The following is a 19,338-nucleotide window of genomic DNA, read 5'->3' on the forward strand; positions in this document are numbered from 1 at the left end:
CCCCAGCGTTCACGCTCCGGGACGGACGGGCATCCCTGCCGGGCCGTGCGGGTGAGGACGCGGCCGGTTCAGGACGCCGCGGTGCGGCCCGGGGCGCGCCGCCGTTCGGCGACGAGGTACCCGATGCCCGGCAGCGTCAGCAGGGCGCTGCCCCACAGGGGCACCAGGAACAGCGTCCTCTCGCCGACCAGCCTCTCGGTCAGGACCAGCACCGGCAGCCCGACGACCAGCGCCACGATCCATCCCCTGGCGAAGCCGAGGCTGCCCCGGCGCAGTTCGAGGACCACGGTGACGACCCCGATGGCGGCCCAGAAGGCCAGCCGCCCGGCGTCGATGTCCACGACGGTCGTCCCATGGAGGAGGTGCGAGACCAGCAGCAGCCCGCCCGCGACGAACGGAACCATCGCCGCCATCCTCAGGGCCCGCCGGTGCAGCGGCATCCGGGCCCTGGCCCAGGACGCGGCGAATGCCGTGACGTCGCGGCCGACGACGTCCCGCGGTGTGCGGCCGGCCGCCTCGGCGTCCTCCAGGTGGGCGGTGAGTTCGGCGAGCATCTCGCGCACGGTCGCGTCGTCGAGGCCCCGGTACTCCCAGTTGCTGCGGCAGACCGCGAGGACGTGCTCGTGGGTCATGGTGTCGTTCCCCCGTGGGTCGTTCGGGTGAGAATCCGGTCGGCCTGGGCGGTGAACCCCCGCCACACGGTCCGGCCGTGCTCCAGCTCGGCCCGGCCGGCCCCGGACAGCCGGTAGTACTTGCGGGGTGCCCCGCCGCTGGACGACGGGGCGCGGAACGGCTCGACGAGCCCGGCGCGCTCCATCCTGGCCAGCAGCGGGTAGATGCTGCCCTCGCCGACGAGTTCGAGTCCGCTCTCCGTGAGCGCCTCGATGAACTCGTAGCCGTACCGCGGACGTTCGGCGATCAGTGAGAGCAGGCACAGGTCGAGCACGCCGCGCAGGAGCTGACTGCGCCGCTGGTCACCGGCCGTCGGCAGCTCCTTTGTCATGCGGTGCATGGTAATCGGCCACTGTCTTGCGCCACAAGAGAGTGAGAAGTCGTGCCGCCCTGATCGGCCAGGAGGGGGAGGCCGGTGCATGATGTGCACCAACAGCGGACGAGTTTCTGTCTGGAGGCCGAAAGAGTGAACGATGGCAACGGGAGACGGCGCGTCGTCCGCCGTGCCTCGGCCGGAAAGGGCGCCTCGGTCCTCCGCTCGGCCGGCGCCCGCAGGAGGCTCGGCCGGAGCGACGCCGACGTCCCCCTCGACCGCGTCACCACGCGCGACCGGCTCGCCTGGCTGAACTCCGCGGGCTCCAGGATCGGCACCACCCTCGACCTGGAGCGCACCGCTCAGGAACTGGCCGAGTTCATCGTGCCCACCTTGGCCGACGGCGCCGCCGTCGACATCCTGGAGAGCGTCCTGCGGGGCGAGGAGGGCTCCCGCTGGACGGGGACGGGCGTCCCGCTGCTGCGCGCCACCGCGCTCAGCGTCGTCGACGAGCTGGCCTCCCTGGAGCCCACCCCGGTCGGCGAGACCTTCGTCCGCACCGAGGAGGCCCACGAGACGCTCCTCCACCAGTTCTGTCTGCGGCAGGGCAGGCCGGTCCTCGTGAGCCACATGCGCCACGACGACTTCTCCAGGGTCGCGCCGACGGAGAGCGCCGCGGCGAAGATGCGCGCCGCCGGAGTCCACAGCTACCTCGCGGTGCCGCTGATCGCCCGCGGTCTGCTGCTCGGCAGCGCCGACTTCGTCCGGGGGCCCGGAACGCCCCCGTTCTCCGACACGGACCTCGCGGTCGCCGAGCAGCTGGCCTCGCAGGCCGCCGTCTACATCGACAACGCCCGGCTGTACGGACGCGAGCGCGAGCACGTGGTGTCGCTGCAGCGCAGCCTGCTGCCCCGCGCGACCCCGGTGACGCCGGGGCTGCGCGTCCACGCCGAGTACACGCCCTCGACCGCCCACCACGGCGTGGGCGGCGACTGGTACGACGTGATGGCCCTGCCCGGCGGACGGACGGCCCTGATGGTGGGCGACGTCATGGGCCACGGACTGCCCGCCGCCGCCACCATGGGCCGCCTGCGGGCGGTCGCCCGCACCCTCATGACCCTCGACATGGCCCCGGAGCGGGTCCTCGCCCGGCTCGACCTCGCCACCCGTGACCTGGAGGACGAGCAGGTCGCCACCTTCCTCTGCGCGGTCCACGACCCGGCCGACTCCACCTACACCCTGGCGAGCGCCGGTCATCTGCCCCCGCTGCTCGTCGCCGGCGACGGCACCGCCGCGTTCGTGGACGTGCCGATCGGCGCGCCGCTCGGTGCGGGAGTGATCCCGTACGACCCGATCCGCCTGGAGGTCCCGGCGGGCGGCCATCTGGTCATGTACACGGACGGCCTCGTCAAGTCCCGGCACGAGGACCTCGACGACCAGTTGGAGCGGCTGCGGTCGGCGGCGCGCGGCCTCACCCCCGAGGCGCTCGAACGCGGCGGCCTGACGGACTGCGCCCCCACCGACGCCAGCCGCTTCGACGAGGCCGTGCTGCTCGTGGCGACGACGGCGCCGGGCACCCCGGCCGAGCTGTGCGAGTGGCAGCTGCCGCAGGAGGGGCGGGCCGCGTCCGTCGCCCGCGGCCTGGTCACGGACCAGCTCGACGCGTGGGACCTTGCGGAACTCGCCGACGTCTGCGAACTCGTCGTCTCCGAGCTCGTGGGCAACGCCCTGCGCTACGGGAACGGCCCCGGTCGGCTCCGGCTGCTGCGCGGTGAACGCCTGGTCGTGGAGGTCTCGGACACCGGCCCCGACCTGCCCCAGATCCAGCACGCGGACCTCAGCGACGAGGGCGGCCGGGGCCTCCAGCTCATCAACATGCTGTGCCGGCGGTGGGGCTCGTGCCGCACCGTCTCCGGCAAGGTGGTGTGGGCGGAGCAGAACCTGCCCACCTGAGCGGAGCGGAACCCGCCCACCTGCCCCGCCCCCGTGCGACCGGCCGGGAAAGGGCCCCTCTCCCGTCGTGGGAGAGGGGCCCCTTCCTGGGTCCTCGGCGGTCCTCGGCTCGGCTACAGCTCCTTCACCCGGATGTTGCGGTAGGAGATGACGTCCGTCGTGCCGTGGACCTGGAGCCCGATGTAACCGGAGGCGTAACGCCGCCCGTCCGTGCCCGGGTCGTCGCCACGCGGCGGCTGGAAGGCCTGGCCACCGGTGTTGTCGAACTCGTTGATCAGCCTGCCGTTGCGGAAGACCGAGTAGTGCTGGCCCTCCACCCGGATCTCGTAGTCGTTCCAGGTGCCCTTCGGCGTCACACCGGCACCGGCGAGGCCGACGCGGTCGAAGCCGTAGAGCGAGCCCGTCTTGTACATGTCGCCGTCGGGCCGGTCCAGGACCTGGATCTCATGCCCGTACTTGATGGCGACCCACTCGGGACGGCTCTCCTCGGGGTTGTCGTGGACGTACGGGAAGCGGACGAAGACCCCGCCGTTGGCGTTGCCGGCACCGGGGGCGTCGTCGCGCCACTGGAGCTTGAGCGAGAAGTCCCCGTACTGCCGCTGCGGGAACCACAGCATGCCCATGCCCGGCACCGTGGTGCTGCTGGTCATCGCCCCGTCCGCGCTCAGCCCGAACTTTCCGCCGCCGACGTGCTGCCACTTCGAGAAGCTCGCCGCGGAGCCGTCGAACAGGTCGCGGTACCCCTCGGTCTGGCCCGGCCTGCCGATGCCCGACTGCTGGGCCGCGCGGTAGATCCTCCGGTGCTCGCGGGTGTCGATGACGCCGTCGGCGAGCAGCCGGTCGACCACCGTGTCGACGTGCTTGAGGAACAGCGCGTGCGAGGACCAGTCCTTCTCGTCCTCGATGAGTTCGTTGACCGTGCAGCGGCGGTTCGTCATCCGGTTGGGGACACCGGTGTCGACGGTCCCGACGATCACCGTCAGCCGCTCGTCGAACTCCGGGCAGCTGGGCGCGGGCACGCCGCCGCCCTCGGCGACGGTGAAGGCCGTACTCAGGGCCGCGGAGGTGTTGCCGGCCTTGTCCGTCGCCCGGTACAGCACCGTGTGGCGGCCGACGCGGTCGACGATCACCGGGGTGGTGTACGCCAGGTAGGGGCCGCCGTCGAGCGAGTACTCGATCCGCTCGACGCCCGAGTCCGCGTCGAACGCGGACAGCGTGACCGTGGCGCTGGTGAGGTACGCGCCGTCGGAGTCGCGCACGCCCGCGACCGAGGCGGCGGCCTCGGGGGCGGTGGTGTCGGGATCGGGCTGGGTGACGACCGTGAAGGCGGCCGACTTCACCGCGGCGGTGTTCCCCGCCTTGTCGCTCGCCCGGTAGCGGACGGTGTGCTCGCCCGCCTGGTGCACCATCACCGGAGCGGTGTACGGCTGCCAGGCGCCGTCGCCGAGCGCGTACTCGATGGTGTTGACGCCCGACCCCGTGTCGGACGCGGTGACCGTCACCGTGGCCATGTCGAGGTAGCGGCCCTGGTCGTCCCGCTCGCCCGACACGGTCGCCGAGGTCTCCGGCGCCGTCGTGTCGTCGGTGGGCCGGGCGACGACCGAGAACGCGGCGGTCTTCTCGGCGGCCGTGTTGCCCGCCTTGTCGCTCGCCCGGTAGCGGATGGCGTGCGCGCCGACCTGGTCGACGACGACCGGGACCGTGTACGGCTGCCACGGGCCGTCCGCGCCGATCGCGTACTCGACCCTGTCCACGCCCGAACCGGCGTCGGTCGCGCCGAGCGTGACCGTCGCCTGGCCGACGTAGGCGCCGTCGGCGTTGCGGTCGCCCTCGACCTTCGCGGTGGTCTCCGGCGCGGTGGTGTCCTCGCCGCCGCCCTCGGTGACCGTGAGGATGCCCTGCATCTGGCCGTGCCCGGGGATCGTGCACTTGAAGAGGTACCGGCCCGGGGTCAGCGTCACCTCGGCCGTGTGCCGGCCGCCGTTCGCGTCGCTCGGGTTGGCCAGGATGTTGAGCGGGACGTCGTTGTTGTACTCCGGGTCGGAGACGTCGAACGTCAGGGTGTGCGGCATGCCGGTCGTGTTGCCGGTGGCCGCGCTGTTCTCGAAGACGATCGTCGTCGCACCGGCCACCGCCGTGGTCGGGAACTCCAGGAAGCGGTCGATCGGATCGCCCGCCTTCCAGGTCAGCACCTGCGCCGCGGCGGTCCGGCCCGCGCCGTCGCCGCGCCGCGTGTCGTCCGCCCTGCCGTAGGCGGCCGCCGAGGTCAGGCCGACGACCATCGCCACGGCGGCCAGCAGGGCCGCCCACAGACTCGTGCCTCTGCGTCTCGTGATCACTGCGCCGCCCTCCTGGCCAGCTGGTCCGCGGCCGGGGTGGGCCCGCCGCCCTTGTAGGTCACGCGCCACAGCGCGGAGTCGGTGTGCGAGGTGAAGAACCCGCGCCCGTAGTCGAGGACGTACAGCGAACCGTCCGGGGCGAACTTCCAGTCCATCAGGTTGCGGATGCCGCCCTGCCCGACCGGGATGATCTTCTTCAGGGACTCTGCGTGCACCGGGAGCCCGCCCCTGCCGACGGTCTTCGGATCGGTGAGCACGGCGTGCCGCGGCTGGTCCCCGTCGTAGAAGTCGCCGACGAACCACTTGCCGTCCCAGTACGACGGCCACTTGACCGCCGAGTCGCTCGCCGCGTCGTAGCGGTAGAGCGGACCGTTCATGGTCGCCTGCCCGCCGCCCTTGAGCCACGGCAGCAGCAGCTTCTGCTCCTCCTGCTTGTAGCTCGGGACGCCCGCGGCGTCCCTGGGGTAGTCGACGCCGCCGCCCTGGGGCGAGTACCAGATCGTGTTCCCCGTCACCGGCGGCAGGTTCACCAGGCCGTCGTTGTTCGGGGACTCGTTCTTGGGAGCGTCGCAGTCGTACCAGCCGAGCGGCTTGGCCGGGTCGAGCAGACCGCGGTCCCGGTAGGGCTGCTTGTTGCCCATGCAGTACGGCCAGCCGTGGTTGCCGGCCTTGGTGATCGCGGCGAACGTGTCGTACTTGGCCGGGCCCCATGTCGTGGACGGCGCGCCCGCGTCGGGGCCGACCCAGCCCGCGTAGAGGATGTCGGTCGTCCGGTCGACGGAGATGCGCGCGGGGTTGCGCACCCCCATCACGTAGATCTCGCCGCGGGTCTTGCCGCCGCCCTCGTCGCTCTCCTCGCCGGTGAAGAGGTTGCCGGCGGGGAGGGTGTACGTGCCGTCGGGCTCGGGATGGATCCGCAGGATCTTCCCGTTGAGGTTGTTGGTGTTGCCGGCGGTGCGGCGCGCGTCCGCGAAGGAGACGCCCCGGAAGTTCGGGGCGGGGTTGTTGCCCGAGTAACCTCCGCTGGAGCCGGAGGAGTTGGTGTCTCCGGTGGCGATGTACAGATTGCCCTTGGAGTCCCAGGCCATCCCGCCGCCCGCGTGGCAGCAGCTGTGGATCTGCACCGGCCAGCTCAGCAGCACCTTCTCGCTCGCCGGGTCGAGCCTGTTCGTCGCGAGATCGAGGGTGAAGCGGGAGACCCGCCGTTCGCCCATGTGCTCCACGCGGTCGATCCGGGAGTGCGGCGTGTAGTGCAGGTAGACCCAGCCGTTGGTCATGAAGCCGGGGTCGAGCTCGATGCCGAGCAGCCCCTCCTCGTTCTTGACCAGTTCGTCGCCGCCGCCCTTGTTGCCGAAGACGGTGAGCGCGCCGGCCTTGGTGACCTGCTTGGTCCTCGGGTCGTAGACGTGGATCTCGCCGTTGCCCTTGCCGATGTCCGGGTTGTTCCAGTCGGTGACGACCGGCACGCTCGCGTCGGCGCCGCCGCGGCCGATGTACAGGATGCGGCCGTCGGGAGCGGCGACGAGGCCGTGCGGTTCGCCGATCTGGTCGTTCTGGCCGGGCTGGTTGGGCTTGGTGACGCGCTCCGCGGTGTAGTTGGCGTCGATGGTCGCCTTGCAGTCCGCCCGGGAGATCCGCGCGGTCCAGGCGATCGCGCCGCGCAGGTGGTCGCGGAAGTCCGTCTCGGCGTAGCTGTCGACGGTGCCGCCCATGGCGGTGTAGAAGGACCGGCCGCCGTCGTAGTCGCGGCACCAGGACACCGGGTGGTCCCAGCCGTTGGGTTTGGCCGCGGGCTGGTAGGAGGCCTCCCGGACGCGTGCCACGGTGTGCACGGTGCCGGACGGGTTGCGGTCCCAGTTGAACCACTTGTCGGGCCGCTTCCACTCCAGCGGAAGGGACTTCGTCGCCGGGTGCTGCCGGTCGCCGACCTCCACGACCGCGCGCTGCGTGCCGCTCGGGGCGCCGGTGGGCCGGGCGCCGATCAGGCCCGTGAACCAGCCGGAGTAGGGCTCGGTGCGGGCGGCCTCGTGGACGCCGACGAAACCGCCGCCCGCCTCCATGTAGGCCTCCAGGCCCGCTTCCTGCTCGGGGTCCAGCACGTCGCCGCCGCCGGTCAGGAAGACCACCGCGTTGTACGTGCCGAGCCGCTCGGCGTCGGTGAAGGCGGCCGGGTCGTCGGTGGCCACCGTACGGAAGCGGCCGGCGGCCGGGCCGGTGAGGCCGATGCTCTCGACGGCCGCGATGCCCGCGTCGACCGTCGGGGACTCGGCCGTCGCGGACCCGTGGAAGACGAGGACCCGGACGTTCGCGCCGCCGGGTGGCGACGGCAGCGATAACGTTGTCGCCGCCTTGGCCGACGGCGGGTCCGGATCCGGCTTGGCGACGGCGGGGTTGCCGCCGAGCAGGGAGGCGGTCAGGGCGCCCGCCCCGAGTGCCGCCACGGCGAAGCCTGTTCTCGATCTCGACCGGCGATGTGGTGTGCGCTTCATGGGTCACCCATCCCTCTGAGGTCACAACGACAGCGGTTGAAGCTAGACCTCTTTGCGCGGTTCGCCAAGGGCTATGGCCGCAACCGGACGAACTTTGTCCTGGGTGTGGATAAACCCTGCCCGTCCCGCTACGGTGTGGGCCGTCCCCAGGAGCCCCCGCTGGCCCCGCACCCCGTCAATCTCCTCTGAAGACCGGAGAGTTCGACATGGACAGACGCAGCTTCAACCGCCGCCTGCTCGCGGGCGGGGCGGTCGCCGCGACCGGCGTGACATCGTTGTCCCTCGCCTCCGCCTCCAGTGCCACACCCGACGCGGCCGCCACGGCCGCCACGCTGAGAACTGCCCCGGCCGGCGGCCAGATACGCCATCTCAAGCTGTACGCGGAGAAGTTGGCCGACGGACGCATGGGCTACGGCCTGGAGAAGGGCAAGGCCTCCGTACCCGGACCGCTCATCGAGCTCAACGAAGGGGACACCCTCCACATCGAGTTCGAGAACCTGATGGACGTCCCGGTGAGCCTCCACGCGCACGGCGTGGACTACGACATCGACAACGACGGCACGAGGATGAGCGGGAGCCACGTCGAGGCGGGCGCCACCCGCACGTACACCTGGCGCACCCACGCCCCCGGCCGCCGCCCCGACGGCACCTGGCGGCCCGGCAGCGCCGGGTACTGGCACTACCACGACCACGTCGTGGGCACGGACCACGGGACCGGCGGCATCCGCAAGGGCCTCTACGGCGGACTCGTGGTGCGCCGCAAGGGCGACATCCTGCCGGACAAGCAGTTCACCATCGTCTTCAACGACATGACGATCAACAACCGGCCGGCCGCCGATCCGCCGGACTTCCTCGCCACCGTGGGCGACCGGGTGGAGATCGTCATGATCACGCACGGCGAGTACTACCACACGTTCCACATGCACGGTCATCGCTGGGCCGACAACCGCACGGGCCTCCTCTCGGGCCCCGAGGACGTGAGCCGGGTCGTCGACAACAAGATCACCGGACCCGCGGACTCGTTCGGATTCCAGGTCATCGCGGGCGAGCACGTCGGAGCCGGTGCCTGGATGTACCACTGCCATGTCCAGAGCCACTCCGACATGGGCATGGCGGGCCTCTTCCTGGTCGCCAAGCCGGACGGCACCGTACCGGGCCACGGGGACCACGGAACGCACGGCGCGGCGGCGGCGAAGGAGGAACCGGCCGCCCCGGGTCCCGGCGGGAGCCACCACCACTGAACCCCGCGGCGCGGACCCGGCCGCGGTCTTCGCGGCCGGGTCCGCGCCGGCCACACCTGCCACGTGACCCACATCACTTTCGCCGTCCGCCGCCTTTTCGTTATCCGCGCCCGGCCCCAGGCTCTCCCCTGCGCAATCATCTCCAACGAACGGGACGGTCGGCGTGCGGCAGAGCACAGGAATCGAGCGGGACACGGAGCTGGTCCTCGCGGCGCGGAACGGTGACCCGTGGGCGCGGGACCAGCTGATCACCGCCCACCTGCCCCTGATCCACACCACCGTGGCACTCGCCATGAACGGCCGCCACGGTGCCGAGCACGTCGAGCACGTCGTACGGGAGACGATGCTGCGCGCCCTGGACGGGCTCCCCACCCTCACCGACCCCGGGGTCTTCCGGCCCTGGCTGGTCGCCATCGCCGTGGACGGGATCCGGCGGCACCGGCACCAGCAGCCGGCCGGGTACGGCGGCGAGGCCGCCCCGCCGGCCGCCCACGGGCAGGCGTACGAGATCACCGAGGCGGCCCGCTGGCTCGACCCGGAGGACGGCGAGCAACTGGCCCTGTGGTGGCTGGAGTGCGCGGGCGAGCTGACCCGGTACGAGACGGCCGCCGCCCTGCGGTGGTCGGCCGAGGAGGCGCCGGCCCGGATCGAGGCCGTACGGGCCCGGCTCGACGCCGCGCGCGTGGTCGTCGGCGCGCTGGCCGGGAACCCGGGCTGCCCCTTCCTGGGCCGCGAGGCCGCCGAATGGGACGGCCGGCCCTCCGCCCCGTGGCGCGACCACCTGGCCCACCACACGATCGGCTGCGGGCACTGCGCCCCGCGCTGGCACGCGCTGGTCCCGGCGGAGGTCCTGCTCGCGGCGACCTCGCCCGTCCTGGCGGCCCGGACGGACGAGGCCGTCCGGGAGACGCCGACGCGGGCCGCCGCGTTCGCGGCCGCGGCCGACGGGCCCGGCACCGCCCCGGCCGCGTACACGGCCGCGGTCGGCGACCCGTACGGCACGTCCGAGGACACGAGCCTCTCCGCCACGGCCCCGCTCGGCGGGTACGGACCCGAGCACACGGCGGACCTGACGGAGCCGTACGTCCTGGCCGGCCAGTCGGCGCACACCCGCCCCCACGTGCCCCGCTCCGCACCCGCCTCCGCCGCGCCCGGCCGGCACGGCACGCGCGCGGCGCTCCGGCGCCGTCGCCAGACACAGGAGCGGAGCCGGCGCCGCGCCGTCATCGCGGCCGGTGTCGTGGTCATGGCGGTCACCGGCGGAGCGTTCTCGCTGTCCGGGGGCAGGGGCGGCGACGACGAGATCCTCAAGGCGAACCGCGTGACGGCCCCGGAGCTCGAACTGCCCCTCGACCAGGACCCGTCCACCCATTCCGGCACCCCGTCGGCGGCGGCGACGACCCCCTCCACCTCGCCGTCCGCCTCCAAGTCCGCGACCGGACGCCCGCCCGCCTCGGCGTCGCCCAGCGCGAAGCCCACCACCGCGTCGCCCAGCCCGGTGCGCACCAGCAAGCCCGCCCCGGTGAAGACGACCCCGCCGCGGACCGAGGCACCGACCCCGGACACCCCGCCGACCAGGCCCGGCTCGGGCAACGGCGGGGGCTCGGGCGACGAGGCCGGGAACGGGACGGGCGCGGGCCCGCAGAACGACAACGGGCAGAGCTCGGAGGCCGACCAGGTCATCGCCCTGGTCAACGCGGAGCGCGCCAAGGCCGGCTGCGGCCCGCTGAGCGCGAACGCGACCCTGACCAGGGCGGCGCAGGGCCACTCCGAGGACATGGCGGCCCGCGACTTCTTCGACCACACCAACCCCGACGGCGCCGGACCGGGGGAGCGGGTGACGGCCGCCGGATACCCGTGGTCGACCTACGGCGAGAACATCGCCATGGGCCAGAGCAGCCCGGAGCAGGTCATGGAGTCGTGGATGAACAGCCCGGGCCACCGCGCCAACATCCTCAACTGCGACTTCAAGGAGATAGGCGTCGGCATCCACTCCCAGGGCGGCCCGTACTGGACCCAGGTCTTCGGCGCCCGCTGACCCGGTGGGAGCAGGCGGCCCCCGGGCCCTGTGACACGAAGGAGGGGGTGCGGCCCGCGGCGACGCGGCCCGCACCCCCTCCTCCTTGTCCGCGCGTCCGTCAGGGCGTGACGGGGCCGTTCGTCAGGCCGCTGCGGGCGTTCGTCACCGTGTTGGAGGCGTGCACGACGTTCGGGTCGGCCGCGCACTTCGACGTCGAGGTGATCCTGACGGCGTACGCGCCCACACCACCGAGGTCGGAGCGGTTGCCGCGCCACACGTTGCCGCAGCCGTTCGGGAACGACGGCGTCGTCGCGGGGTTGTGGGTCTCGTACCCGTTCGCGAAAGTGCCGGGGGAGGAGAACGTCCCGGTGTTGTCCTCGATGAGATAGCCGACGCCCTTGGCGTCCACCCACGAGTCGGCCGAGTTGGCGCCGCTGATCCCCGTCCCGTCGAAGGTGTTCCCGCGGATCACGCCGTCGTGGGTGCCCTCCTTGATGTCGATGTGCTCGGCGGCGACCGACGGCCCGATCCTGTTGTCCAGCACCTGGACGCGGTCCGAGCGGTCCACGCCGCCCTGGTTGCCGTGGCAGGCCCAGTTGGAGCCCGCCGAGCCGATGTAGACGGCCTCGCCGTACCCCGCCTGGACCAGACCCGTGTGGCTGATCGTCGCGTTCCTGAGGACGCCGTCGGCCGAGGAGCGCCGGAAGTGCACCGCCTCCTCGTCGACGTGGTGGACGGAGAGTCCGTCGAGCGTCACATGGGGGGAGTCGTCGAGGACGACGCCCTTCTTCGACTCCTTCACGGTGAAGCCGGTCAGCCGCCAGTACGGCGCGCCGTACAGCCAGAGCCCGTAACCGGAGTCCCAGCCCGCGGTCGGCACGGGGCAGGACGGGGCCGTGCCCGACGGGCCGTCGTTGACGAGGACGGCGTTCGGCGGACCGGTGAGCGTGATCGGCGCGGCGGCCGTTCCCGCCCGCTGCGTCACGAACGAGCCCCGGTACTCGCCGGCGGCCAGCCGGATGGTCTGCCCCGGCTGCGCGTTCGCCAGCGCGCTCTGCAGCTGTCCCGCCGTGGACACGTCGACGACCGGACCGCCGCCGCCGGCCGGCGCGGGGGAGCCGTACACCTCGAACTCCCACAGGGAGTAGCCGTACGCCGTGCCGCGCGCGGTCCCGAGGATCCGGACGTACCGCCCGGTGCCGGTCACCGTGAGGTCGTCCACACCGCCGTCGCCGGTGGCGGTGGAGTGGACGTCGGTCCAGTTCGTGCCGTCGTTCGAGGTCTGGATCCGGTACGCCTTGCCGTACGCGGCCTCCCAGCCGAGCCGCACCCGGGAGATGTCGTGCGCGGACCCGAGGTCGACGCGGAGCCACTGCGGGTCCACGCCCTCCGCGCTGGCCCACCGGGTCCCGCCGTCGCCGTCCACCGCGCGCGAGGCCTCGAAGCCGGCCGTCTCGACGGAGGAGGCCGTCACCGGCCTGCCGCGCGAGACCAGGGCCGGCGCGGGCGTGCCGCCGCCGCTCCGCGTGGTGGCGGAGACGGTGCCGCTCGCGGCGGAGGTGTTCCCGGCGGCGTCACGGGCCTTGACGGTGTAGCTGTACGCGGTGGAGGCCGTCAGGCCGGTGTCGGTGTACGCGGTGGAGGTCGTCGTCCCCGCGAGCGTGCCGCCCCGGTACACGTCGTAGCCGGTCACGCCCTGGTCGTCGGTGGACGCGTCCCAGGCGAGCGAGACGCTGTCCGCCGTGGTGCCGGTGCTCCGCGGCGCACCCGGGACGCTCGGCGCCTCGGTGTCGCCGTCGGGGCCCGGGGCCGTCGACTTCAGGAAGAGCGAACCGGAGGTGTCCGTCCTCGTGGCGTTCACGCCGGCGTGCGGGGCCCTGCTGTAGTCAAGGTTCTCCCGGCCCGCCCAGTCGGGGACGGGCGCCCCGTTCTCCGCCAGGTGCTGGTACGCCGACGCGTCGGCGGCGGCGCTGCCCAGCTGGTACAGGCGCCGCCGGTCGGCGTAGTACGGCTGGTACGCGCCGCCGGCCGCGGTCTGCTTGCTGAGGTCGTTGCCGTAGAAGACGTTCTGCGGCCCGGTGGCACCGGACCACTTCACGGCCTTGCGGCCCGCGCCCCACCAGATCGGCCACCAGGTGGAGTCGTCGGGGGTTCCGCCGCCCTCCTCGCCGCAGTTCGCGCGGCAGTTCTTCGAGGAGTTCTCGAAGGGGACCGCGGCCCTGTTGTTCTCGAAGAGGTTGCGGCGCTCCCAGCCGCCGTGCAGGTTCAGGTCGCTGTCGAAGTCGTTGCCGACGACGACGTTGTCCGACGCGGACCACTGGAAGGTGAAGTGGCGCAGGTTCCGGCTGGTGTTGTACGCGTACAGCGAGTCCCAGACGCGGGAGCCGCGGAAGTAGCCGTTGCCGCCCTTGCCCTTGTTCCAGGAGCCGTCGAAGGAGGACTCCTGCACCTGGATGTTCTTGGCGGACTCGGTGACGACGGCGTGGGAGCCGGTCATCCGGGTGCCGACGCGCCGGATCCAGACGTTGGCGGCCCACTTCAGGACGATGCCGTGCTGGGCGTACTCCGGGGCGATGTTGCCGAAGTTCGCCTTGGCGTCGGCGGGTTCGACGTCGTACGTACCGCCGCCGAGCCTGGGCATGCCGTCGAGTTCCTGGGTGATGCTCAGATCCTCGATCCCGACGCCCTGGACGACCTTGAGCGGTGTGACACGGCTCGGGTAGACGGTGCCGTCGATCGGGGCCGAGCCGTCCGAGGTCGAGTTGAGCGGCAGGTCGTACTCGAGGGCCTTGTCGAGGGTGAGGTTCTTGCCCGTGGTGTCCACCGCGGCGATCTGGAAGATCTGCTGCCGCATATGCAGGTTCACGTACGTGGACGGATCGGTGATCGTCTGCTGCTGGTAGAACTTCGCCGTGTTGGCCGCGCCGACCCAGAGATGGGCGCCGGCCTTGAAACGCGACATGTCCGTGCCGGCGGCGAGCCTGATCTGCGTGCTGCCGAGCGCCGACCCCTCGCGCAGCGGGACACCGCTCGCCCAGTGCTGGTTGACGCTGCCCTCGAAGAGGTCCTTGCGGCCGGCCGGTGCGGAGGCGTGGTCGCTCGTGTACTTCGGCGAGACCTCGCGGGTCTGGACCCGGAGCAGGCCGCGGCCCGGCCAGGTCCAGCCGCCCTTCCCCGCCCCGTGGGTCATGCCGTCCTCGTCCCAGTCGCCGCCGTCCGGGGTGAGGGTGTCGTACCGGGTGTCGGCGTCCGGCCGGAACGCGAGCGTGGTCTGCCCCATGCCCGCCCCGCGGAGCACCATGTAGTCGGCATCCAGGGCGAGTTGGCGGGTCACGAGGATCCGGCCGGCCGGCAGGGTGATCGAGGAGAGCCGGGTGTAGCCGGCCGACGGCGTGCAGCCGGTCCTGAGGGCGTCGACGGCCGCCTGGAGGCCCGCCGTGGCGTCGCCGCCGTCGGCGCGCACGCCGTACCGCGAGGCGAGCTCCTGCGCCGTGATGTGGCAGGCGGCGTCGGGGTGGGCCTCGGTGGGGCCGGGCAGCGGGGCGCCGCCCCGGTATCCCGCCCGGCTCCAGTCGGGGAGGCCCGCGACGGGTGCCCGCCGGTTCGCGGAGGTCAGGTCGGGCAGGGCGGCGGTCGCCGCGCCGCTGGTGGCCGCCGTGGCGAGGGTGGCAGCGGCGGTGGTGGCCCGGTCGTCGTGGGGAACGGCGGCGGCGGTGCCGCCGGCCGGGCCGGTGAGGCCCGTCAGCGCGGCGGCGGCCACGGCGACCGCCAGGGGGCGGCGCCGTCGCGGGGCGCGGTCTCTGTGTGCGGGGCGTGCCTGATGTGCGTATGACATCCGACGTCCTCTGGGTGGGAGTGCTGCGCGAAGGCAGCGGTGGGGGATCGCAGCGATGGTCTACCGACGGTTAGGAAGTGTTCCTAACCATTGCGCGGGAGAGTAGAGACGGCGGAGGGGGCGACGCAAGGCCTCGCGCACGATCCGCAGACATGACTTGAGTTCAGATATGTGGTCCACGGGAGGCTTTGATGCCCGCGCGGGCGGTGCCGGACCGTTCCCGAGGTATCCGGCAGAACGCCACGACCCGGTCGGAAAGGGCACGTACCGTAGGCCCGTGGACGGCCGCGCGCCGCCCCGAGGAATCGACGACCAGGAGCCCGCACGTGATCGCCCGCGAACCCCGCCCCCTCCGCAGCGTGCGCCGGCGCCGCCTGGCGGCCCTGACCCTGCTCGGTCTCCTCGCCGCCGGAGCGGCCGGATGCACCTCGTCCCGCGACGGGGGAGACGGCGACTCCGCCCCCTCCTCCCCGCCGCCCTCGTCCGCCCGCACGGTCGTCCCGCCCGAGCCCCACGTCGGATTCGACTACCAGATCGGGGGACCCTACGCGCCACCTCCCGGCGTGGGAGCCGTCTCCCGCGACCGTACGGCGAAGCCGGCGAAGGGTCTGTACAACATCTGCTACGTCAACGCCTTCCAGGCCCAGCCGGACGCCACCGACTGGTGGGAGGAGAACCACCCCGACCTCCTCCTGCGGAGCGCCGACGGGACACCGGTCGTCGACGAGGACTGGGACGAGGCGCTCTTCGACGTCTCCACCCCGGCCAAGCGCGAACGGCTCGCCGCGATCGTCGGCGAGTGGATCGACGGCTGCGCCGACGCGGGCTACCAGGCCGTCGAGGCCGACAACCTCGACTCCTACGAACGGTCCCAGGGCCGCCTCACGCGTGAGCACGACCTCGCCTTCGCCCGGCTGCTCGTCGCCCGCGCCCACACGGCCGGACTCGCGATCGGGCAGAAGAACGCCCCCGACCTCGCGCAGCGGGGCAGACAGCTCGGCTTCGACTTCGCGGTCGCCGAGGAGTGCGGCCAGTACGAGGAATGCGGCCCCTACGCCGACGCCTTCGACAACCGGGTGCTCGTCATCGAGTACGAGCGGCGGGGTATGGAGCGGGCCTGCGCACGCTGGGGCGGGACGCTCTCCGTCGTCCTGCGCGACACCGACGTCCGCCCCGCGGGCGAAGCCGGGTACGTGCGCGAGACCTGCTGACGGGGGCGGCCCACGGCGCGGACCCGGCTCGGCCGGGGGCCGCCCCCGACCGGTCAGGGACGGGCGGCGGCCGGCACGTAGTACGGGCGGTTGTGGGCGGCGACCGGGGGCGACTGGTACGTCCAGGCACCGGTGGCCGGAGCCTCGTCGCCGACGAGATCGAGGACGTCGCGGCCGAGGTCGCTCTCCGGGGCGTGCACCGCGAGCCGCGCCCGCCCCGCGTGCTCGGGAGCGGCCAGGTCGTACCAGCGGTACGGCTGGTAGACGTTCATCGGGCCGGCGAGCAGACGCCCCTCCAGGTCGGTGCCGTAGCCGGTGATCGGGGCGGAGTTGGCGACTTCGGGGACGAGGCCGTCGAGTTCCGCCGTGAGGCCGACCAGCGGGCCCAGGTCCTGCTCCAGGGTGTCGTCGGCGCCGATGGCCGCCGCCTTGCACCGTACGCTCCAGGTCTCGCCCGCGGGGCCGTTGAGCGACGGCAGATCCACCTCGAACCGGCCCGGGTGCTTGGGCTCGGCGTAGAGTTCGCGCCCCGCCCTGATCGCGAACGGGTTGTCGCAGACGACGTGGACGCGTGCGATGCCGAGCAGCTTCGTCTGGTCCCAGCCCTGCGCGTACTGGGCGTAGCTCAGCCGCGGCAGCCGCCCCTCCGCGCCGCTCGGGAACGCGACGACGCTGAACTCGATCTCCTGCGTGACACCGCCGCCGAAGGCGTACTGCGCGAAGTACAGCTGGTAGTTGAGGGAGACCAGGGCCCGCCCGTCCTCGAACGCGGCCGCGGTCAGGTCCGGGTGGTGCTTCGCCAGCAGCTCACGGACCGGCCCGGGTGCGACCAGCCAGTCGAGGCCGATCTGGTGCAGCGCGCCGTAGTGGAACGGGAGACGGAAGGGCTCGGACACGGGCGGCAGGGGCAACGGGGGCACGGGTGGGGTCATTCCGGGACTCCTCGGGTCGGTGCGGTCTCGGCGGGGCCGGAGGCCGGGGCAGGGGTAGGGGAGGAGGCGGGGGAGGTCGGGGGCGTGGCGAGGGCCGCCGGGCGGTCGCGGGACGCCAGGTCGGCCTCGACGCGCTCCGCGCTCCGCAGGGCGAGCGCGGCCATGGTCAGCGTCGGGTTGGAGGTGGCCACCGAGGGCATGCTGCCGCAGCCGACCGCGTACAGGCCGGGGTGGTCCCAGCAGCGCTGCCAGGCGTCGACCACCGACGTGGCCGCCGCGTCGCCCATGACGTGGGTGCCGGCGGCGTGGCCCGCCCCGCGGTAGCCGTACGTACGGCCGTCCTGCTCGAAGCGGCCGGGCCAGGCCGCCGCGGGCGCGTAGTCGGTGTGGTCCTCGGCACCGAGGAGCCCGAAGATCTGGTCCGACACCGCCCGGGCCGCCGCCATCCCCGCCTTGACGTGCCCGTCGAGGTCGTAGGTGACGAGGGGGCGGGGCAGGCCCAGCGGATCGCGCGCGGTCGGGTGGAGCGTGACCCGGTTCGCCGGGTCCGCGCTCTGCTCCATCTCGAACTGGAGGGTGAACTGGCGGCGGATCCGGTCGCCGACCGCCTTCCGCAGGTCGGCCCCGAAGAGGCCGCGTCCGGCGAGGAAGTGCCGTACGTCGGTGTCGACGGGGCCCTTCGACCAGACCCAGCCCCAGGTCCCGAACTCGACGCGGAAGGGCGCCCGGAGCCGGCGCGCCGGGCCCGTCCGGAAGCCCTCGAAGCCGGAGACCGAGCCGGGCCCCCGGTAGGGTCCCGCGTCCTCGGGCAGCAGACCCCAGGTCAGCAGGACGGGATGGTCCATCAGGTTGCGGCCGACCTGGCCGCTGCGGCCGGCGAGCCCGGAGAGGAGCAGCAGCCGGGCGTTCTCCACCGCGTGCGCGGCGAGCACCACGACGTCGGCGTGCGCGACGGAGACCCTCCCGTCGGCCGCGTGGTACTCCACGCCCGTGGCCCGCCCGTTCGCGTCGACGAGGACGCGGCTCACCACGGACCGGTCCCGCAGGGTGACACCGGCGCTCCAGCGGCCCTGGGTCTTGAGCGGGGTGTACTTCGCGTACGAGGGGCAGTGCGGGATGCAGCTCGCGTGGCCCACGCAGCGGCTGTCCGGGTCGGGCCGTCCGTGGCGGCCGCGCGGGACGTACCCGCGACCGCCGCCGTACCGGGGGTCCGGGACGCCGTTGCGCGCGTGGGGGGTGCCGACCACCCGCAGTTCGACCTCGTGCCCGGCCACCGGGTCCTTCACGCGCCGCCCGTCGAGCCGGGCCGCGAGGACACCGTCCAGGCGCGCGGGCGGCAGCGGCCGCATGGGGAACACGTAGTCGTCGGGGAGCGGCAGCCCGGCGTGCTCGCGCTGCTCGTCGGCGTCGCCGGCCACCCCCAGCTCCTCCTCGGCCGCCCGGTAATGGGGCTCCAGGTCCGCGTAGCCGAGCGGCCACCGGCGCCCGTACCCGAAGGCCTCCGTGTCGAAGTCCTCCGGCAGCATGCGCGGCGCGAGCCCGGTCCAGACGTTTCCGGTGCCGCCGTTGGCACGGACGTATCCGCTGGCGTAGGGCAGCGGCCCGTCCTGCCGAAGATGCCCGGCCGCCCGGTATCCAGGGACCCCGTCCGTGCCGACGATGTCGTTCACCTGGGGCGCGGGGGCCTCCGGACGGGGCCCGAGGGGCGCACCGGGCACCAGGCCCGAGGCGGCGAGATACCTGGTCAGCGGAGTCTCGGCAGCTCCGTCTCCGGGGTCCGCCGCGCCCGCCTCCAGGACCAGGACCCGGCGCCCGTGGTGGCCCAGCCGGTGCGCGACGAGCGAGCCCGCGACACCGGCGCCGACCACGATCACGTCGTACCGGCTCACGATCCGCTCCCCTCGGCCCCGGTAGCCGGGTAGCGGCCCGCGGGGCCGTCCGGAACCTCGGCCCAACTCCCGTATCCGCCGGGTGCGGTGCCGGGCGCCTTGAGGCCGGCCGCCTTCCAGACCAGTCCTTCGGTGTAGGCCCGCGGGGACACCAGGAACGGCGGCGGTCCCGGCCAACTGCCCGTGTACCAGAGGTAGGTGACGGCCTCTGCCGCCTTCCGCAGCTCGGGGTCACCGGCGTCGGCCGGTTCCTTCGGCAGCGCGCGCAGCAGTCGCGCGTACCGCTTCGGGCCGAGCTGCTCCGCGGCGACCGCACGGTACACCTCGGCCATCCCGGTGGCTTCCAGGTCCGCTCCGTCGAAGCCGGTCAGTCGTGCGGACACGGAGGTGAAGAGCCGCGCGTCGTCAGTAGGGTGCACGCGGGCATGGGTGCCCCACCGCCTG

Annotated in this window: 12 protein-coding genes; 4 read left to right on the plus strand and 8 right to left on the minus strand. The window is 73.1% G+C overall.

Translation table 11 applies throughout. From position 1 onward, the window contains the following. Positions 1–68: 68 nt before the first annotated feature. Positions 69–632, minus strand: a complete 564-nt coding sequence (locus AMK27_RS10665) for a hypothetical protein (protein ID WP_073904993.1) — start codon at positions 630–632, stop codon at positions 69–71. Then, entirely contained in the window at positions 629–1,003 is a 375-nt protein-coding gene (locus AMK27_RS10670) for a PadR family transcriptional regulator (RefSeq protein WP_241847409.1), read from the minus strand. Before AMK27_RS10670 ends, AMK27_RS10665 begins: the two co-directional genes overlap by 4 nt. A 135-nt stretch (positions 1,004–1,138) precedes the next feature. Here AMK27_RS10670 and AMK27_RS10675 point away from each other — a divergent pair, with 135 nt between their 5' ends. Next, positions 1,139–2,938, plus strand: a complete 1,800-nt coding sequence (locus tag AMK27_RS10675) for an ATP-binding SpoIIE family protein phosphatase (RefSeq protein WP_073904995.1) — start codon at positions 1,139–1,141, stop codon at positions 2,936–2,938. 113 nt (positions 2,939–3,051) lie between these two features. Here the strand turns inward: AMK27_RS10675 and AMK27_RS10680 are convergent, their stop codons facing one another. Together AMK27_RS10680 and AMK27_RS10685 are read right to left on the minus strand one after the other, a co-directional pair. Continuing rightward, positions 3,052–5,220, minus strand: coding sequence for an OmpL47-type beta-barrel domain-containing protein (locus tag AMK27_RS10680; RefSeq protein WP_079188401.1), 2,169 nt, complete (start codon positions 5,218–5,220; stop codon positions 3,052–3,054). 53 nt (positions 5,221–5,273) lie between these two features. Next, the gene (locus AMK27_RS10685; protein ID WP_073904997.1) at positions 5,274–7,766 is read right to left on the minus strand and encodes a ThuA domain-containing protein; all 2,493 of its coding nucleotides are present in this window, start codon (positions 7,764–7,766) and stop codon (positions 5,274–5,276) included. A 206-nt stretch (positions 7,767–7,972) separates the two neighbouring features. Here AMK27_RS10685 and AMK27_RS10690 point away from each other — a divergent pair, with 206 nt between their 5' ends. Next, complete coding sequence (locus AMK27_RS10690; protein WP_073904998.1) at positions 7,973–9,007, plus strand: multicopper oxidase domain-containing protein; 1,035 nt, start codon at positions 7,973–7,975, stop codon at positions 9,005–9,007. Between the two features lie 163 nt (positions 9,008–9,170). Then, positions 9,171–11,045 carry a CAP domain-containing protein gene (locus AMK27_RS10695; RefSeq protein ID WP_241847410.1) on the plus strand — a complete coding sequence of 625 codons (1,875 nt, stop codon included), beginning with the start codon at positions 9,171–9,173 and terminating at the stop codon, positions 11,043–11,045. A gap of 100 nt (positions 11,046–11,145) precedes the next feature. Here the strand turns inward: AMK27_RS10695 and AMK27_RS10700 are convergent, their stop codons facing one another. Then, positions 11,146–14,862: a discoidin domain-containing protein gene (locus AMK27_RS10700; protein WP_241847411.1), complete on the minus strand. Its 3,717-nt coding sequence runs from the start codon at positions 14,860–14,862 to the stop codon at positions 11,146–11,148. A gap of 329 nt (positions 14,863–15,191) precedes the next feature. Between AMK27_RS10700 and AMK27_RS10705 the strand changes: the two genes are divergently transcribed. Continuing rightward, a complete protein-coding gene (locus AMK27_RS10705) occupies positions 15,192–16,073 on the plus strand; it encodes an endo alpha-1,4 polygalactosaminidase (RefSeq protein WP_073906000.1) in 882 nt (293 codons plus the stop codon). A 53-nt stretch (positions 16,074–16,126) separates the two neighbouring features. On the opposite strand, the gene AMK27_RS10710 is transcribed toward AMK27_RS10705, so the two are convergent. The 3 genes from AMK27_RS10710 to AMK27_RS10720 are packed head-to-tail and all read right to left on the minus strand — an operon-like array spanning position 16,127 to position 19,313. Further along, positions 16,127–17,005, minus strand: a complete 879-nt coding sequence (locus AMK27_RS10710; RefSeq protein ID WP_241847413.1) for a hypothetical protein — start codon at positions 17,003–17,005, stop codon at positions 16,127–16,129. Further along, complete coding sequence (locus AMK27_RS10715; protein WP_073905000.1) at positions 17,002–18,894, minus strand: GMC family oxidoreductase; 1,893 nt, start codon at positions 18,892–18,894, stop codon at positions 17,002–17,004. The genes AMK27_RS10710 and AMK27_RS10715 overlap by 4 nt, the downstream gene beginning before the upstream one ends. After that, positions 18,891–19,313, minus strand: a complete 423-nt coding sequence (locus tag AMK27_RS10720) for a hypothetical protein (RefSeq protein ID WP_073905001.1) — start codon at positions 19,311–19,313, stop codon at positions 18,891–18,893. Before AMK27_RS10720 ends, AMK27_RS10715 begins: the two co-directional genes overlap by 4 nt. Positions 19,314–19,338: the final 25 nt, after the last annotated feature.

It is taken from the genome of Streptomyces sp. CB02009, assembly GCF_001905825.1.
Classification (GTDB): Bacteria; Actinomycetota; Actinomycetes; order Streptomycetales; family Streptomycetaceae; genus Streptomyces.